Here is a 3,867-nt window from a genome sequence, read left to right as displayed (position 1 = left end):
TACGGATGGTTCGTAAGATTTTTTAGTAGTAAAAGAGAGTTCAAAGTTGCCTTTTGGTATTTCATCATATTCTTTCAATAATGAAATGACATTAGATATTTCTTTATTGGAAGATCTTCTTTTAGAATGAAATTCGTAATCCTTTAATTCACTAACAAGAAGGGAGTCATCTGCAACGACAAACTGGGACTTCACCAGCCCATCGGTAATTTTATCGGGATTTACTTTTATAGTAGCTAGTGTATCCCTCAACCATTCTTTAAATACTTGTTCTTGTTTTGGGATATTGATTGCTGTGTTCGTTTTTTTTGAGTGACAGCTTGCTGTCAATAGACAAATCGAGATGATTAACAAATTACCGAAATATATAATGCGCTTTTTCATTTTTATGTTTAAATCTATTGCGTTTTACTCGCGCATCTTGTCATTCCGATTTAGCGCAGCGATGAGGAATCTGTAAGTGCTATGAACAGTTCTCTCAGTCGTGCCTCCTTCGAGATGATGGTGAGGGATAAGTCTGCTTTAGACAGGGTTAAGGCAGTAATTCAGGCAAAGCGGCGATTAATAAAATGGAGAAGGTAATGTCTAGGCCAATAATACTTCTGCGGGGATACCAAGTTTTTGATGTAATACCTTGGCAATTCTTAATGTAAGTGGTTTTTTACCACTTAACAAAGCAGAGACGTATCCCTTGCTTCCAATCCAACTAACCAAATCTTTATTCATAAGACCATTTTCTTGCATTTTTAACTTCACTATTTCTATAGGATCAGGTGATGGGATAGGGTAATGCTCGTCCTCGTATTTTTTTATTAGTAACAGCGCAATCTGCAGTTTTTGACCTTCTTTACTTTCAGGAGCTATGTTCAGATCAAATTGGTTGTCAACCCATTCTAGTAATGTCTGATAATCTGTTTCTGTTTTAATGATCTGTAATTCCATGAATTTAAATTTAATGTTTTCTTTTTTAAATTTCATTTTTTGTGGTTAACTTTTGGTGTACAGTTATAATCTAAAGGTTCTCTTGTTTGGATTGTTGCTTGTTGTTCATGGGCAAATTTAGAAATAGTTTGAGTATTAATCATTATGATATTATTTAGTTTTATATGTAATATTGTTTTTTTAAAAAATAGAGTAGTTGGGTTTTATATATGCGTTATACGGGGTATGCGTTTTACAACTTCCCTTTTTTCACCCTGTAGTTGCGTTTGAGGTTGGGGTTTGTGATCCGGCTTATTTTAGCTATTGTTTTAAAAGGGTTAGTGGGTTGACGCCATTGGAGTACAGGGAAAAAAAATCTGCTCTTCTTTTCTCACTGGACCTTCCGCGAAAAGCTTCAGGCCCTGAGGCGTGAAAAGAGGTGCAGGTTTTTTTGGGGGGTGTCCGGGGAAGGGGGATAGTATGGTGTCTTAGGTAAATAAGTCTACTTTAGACAGGGGAAAGGGAGTAATTCAGGTAAGAATCTACACTAGGTAATACTCTAATTGTACCTTCTGGAGTTTTAGTTACAATAACCTGTGTGATGACCAGACCTTCTAAATAGTGCCCCCCGATGTCGTAATTTTGATCTTTTTTGTTCTTTTTAGCGAGTTCTCTCCTTTCCTTAAGTGGAACCGTTTTGATTTTGGCTGTTTTTTCTTCCTCTTGATAAAACTGGTGGTAATGCTTGCTGATCTCCCGCAACAGCATTTCTCTGGTAAAGCCTTTAGGTGCATTTAATTCAAAGCTATATTTTTTATATAAAGGATAATCTATGATAACGATAACTTGGTTGTATGGAACAACCACTTTGTCTTTATCTACAAGATATGGTATGTCTTCTTCGGGTTTCTCCAGGCTAGCCCAGGGAACAACCGCTTTATCTTTATCTGCAAGATATGGTATGTCTTTAGGCCAGGGATCAACCCTATCTTTAAAATCCTTTGTATTGTCTGTTAATACTTGAAATGGGATAGTCGCCAATAATTGCAAGGAGGTTTTTGGTTTTCTGGGCATCTTGAGGCTTCCCTCTCCGGTAAGTGTTGTCTCGTATTCTACATCGGGTACCTTATACCGGTAGATGAATATTGCAAGTGCCAAAGCGGCGATTAATAAAATGGAGAAGGTAACTTGTTTAATAGAGCGCATAGTTAAAGTAGTTGGTGGTATAAATATACTGTACAATTTACGATCAACGAAACAATCTGGATAGAATAAGTTACCAAACGGGTTGGTTTTATAATATGCGTTATATGGTGTGTTTATCAAAAAAACCTGCACTTCTTTTCTCACTGGACCTTCCGCGAAAAGCTTCAGGCCCTGAGGTGTGAAAAGAGGTGCAGGTTTTTTTTTGGGGGATGTCCGGGGAAGAACCCCAGTTATGTCTAGGAAAGGATTCTAAAACAATTCTTCAGAAAACTTTCTAGCTTTATTATCTATGACTTGCGAAACAAAGCGATTCATTTCATTGGAAGATAAGATTTTAAACAAAGGCATATTATCTTCTTTTAACAAGCTATACAGGTCAAGGTAGGAAGGGGAATTGCCTTGATATGAGTCGATAATTAAGCAATATTGATGATGATTAGACAAACCTTTACTCTTTGCAAATATGTTCAGTCGTTCAATAACACTTTCAAAATCGCTGATATCATTTCTAATTTGACCAAGTTGTCTTTTAGAGTTAAAATCAATTGCTTTTGCTGCATAAATTGACCCGTTTACACCAATTCCGTCAAGATGGAAATCAAAAAAGAGTGTTTCCAACTGTTTCTTTTCTAGCGTAAAATCGACATCTATTTTGTCTTTTAATGGATCATATAACTTCTTTTTAATGATATTCTTAAAAGGAGATTTATCCGGCTTTGGTTCTGGCATAAGTTCTTCTCCTATGAATTTTGCGAAATATTCTTTAAAAGTTGCTGAATTTATAGTAGAATTTATACTCTCTGGCTTCGAAAATTGTAATATTCCATTGTTATAGTTGGATAGTCTGAATAAAAGCTCCTGGTTTATTTGTTTTTCAGATTTAATTAAAAGTGAAGATTCATTAATAGTGTCCTTTTGAACGAAATTTTTAAACTGTTTTAAAGAAAATTCTAACAAAGGATAATTTTTGCTATTAAGTTTTCTTGCTAAATCCATCTTTTGACTAGACAGATGGAAATAAACTTCTTGATTAGTTATTACAAGCAGCCCCAAAGCAATAGTTTCGTTGCTTAAAGGGTTGTTGACATACTTCAATATACTATAGTAACTGTTCATTATCTTAAGTTTGAATGGTAGAGATAGTTTCCAGCATTACATTATTTATATTCTGGAATTTTCTTGTGTTAAGTTAATATTTCTTTACAATTATATTTCTATCGAATAGTGATGTTTTAGAAAAATATTTTCTGATTTCTCTGTTCGTTATTTAATTATGATGTACCGGGTGTACTCAATCACGGAATCTTATAAAAAATAAATGCTGTTTCTTTAGCATGCCTGGCTTGTTTTTGCGTGGTTTTACACTGGGGGTTCCTAACCCTGGGGAACTGCCTGTGGCTTCCTTGTTTACTTCTATTTGTATCGTCATTTCTACGGAGGCTTAACAGCTCCCTGATATGGGTGGGTTGATGTGTTTTGACGAATGAACAAATTTTTAAATCTTAAATTTTTTAGAACATGGGAATTATTAGACAAGGAGTCCTTGGTGGCTTCAGGAATAAGGTCGGCTCGGTAGTTGGGTCTTATTGGCGTACGTTAGATGTGATTAAGGGCTTGCCCCGGAATACGGGTAAGGCGCCTACGCTTAAACAGAAAAATCAGCAGTTGCAGTTTGCCTTGATTACGAGCTTTTTGAGCTGGTTTGGCAATTTGATTAACGTTGGTTTTCGTTCGGTGAGC

At 35.7% G+C, this 3,867-nt stretch carries 6 protein-coding genes; 2 read left to right on the top strand and 4 right to left on the bottom strand.

The window, feature by feature from the left end; translation table 11 throughout:
* Both DBR11_RS29315 and DBR11_RS29310 read right to left on the bottom strand, forming a co-directional pair.
* Positions 1-384: hypothetical protein (locus tag DBR11_RS29315; RefSeq protein WP_199234012.1), on the bottom strand; the 384-nt coding region annotated here is incomplete at its 3' end.
* A 201-nt stretch (positions 385-585) separates the two neighbouring features.
* Positions 586-978, bottom strand: coding sequence for a type II toxin-antitoxin system HigA family antitoxin (locus DBR11_RS29310; protein ID WP_233260961.1), 393 nt, complete (start codon positions 976-978; stop codon positions 586-588).
* A 160-nt stretch (positions 979-1,138) separates the two neighbouring features.
* Between DBR11_RS29310 and DBR11_RS30720 the strand changes: the two genes are divergently transcribed.
* On the top strand, positions 1,139-1,354 hold the full coding sequence (locus tag DBR11_RS30720) for an AraC family transcriptional regulator (protein ID WP_108556056.1): 216 nt from the start codon (positions 1,139-1,141) through the stop codon (positions 1,352-1,354).
* Between the two features lie 74 nt (positions 1,355-1,428).
* Here DBR11_RS30720 and DBR11_RS29300 read toward each other — a convergent pair whose 3' ends face one another.
* Positions 1,429-2,127, bottom strand: coding sequence for a hypothetical protein (locus DBR11_RS29300; RefSeq protein WP_108556055.1), 699 nt, complete (start codon positions 2,125-2,127; stop codon positions 1,429-1,431).
* A gap of 249 nt (positions 2,128-2,376) precedes the next feature.
* On the bottom strand, positions 2,377-3,243 hold the full coding sequence (locus DBR11_RS29295) for a hypothetical protein (RefSeq protein ID WP_108556054.1): 867 nt from the start codon (positions 3,241-3,243) through the stop codon (positions 2,377-2,379).
* Positions 3,244-3,645: 402 nt separating this feature from the next.
* On the opposite strand from DBR11_RS29295, the gene DBR11_RS30055 reads away from it, so the two are divergent.
* The coding region (locus tag DBR11_RS30055; protein ID WP_233260960.1) for a DUF6266 family protein at positions 3,646-3,867 on the top strand (222 nt) is incomplete at its 3' end.

This window comes from Pedobacter sp. HMWF019 (assembly GCF_003061025.1).
Lineage (GTDB): Bacteria > Bacteroidota > Bacteroidia > Sphingobacteriales > Sphingobacteriaceae > Pedobacter.
This window is presented reverse-complemented; position numbering and strand designations above follow the sequence as displayed.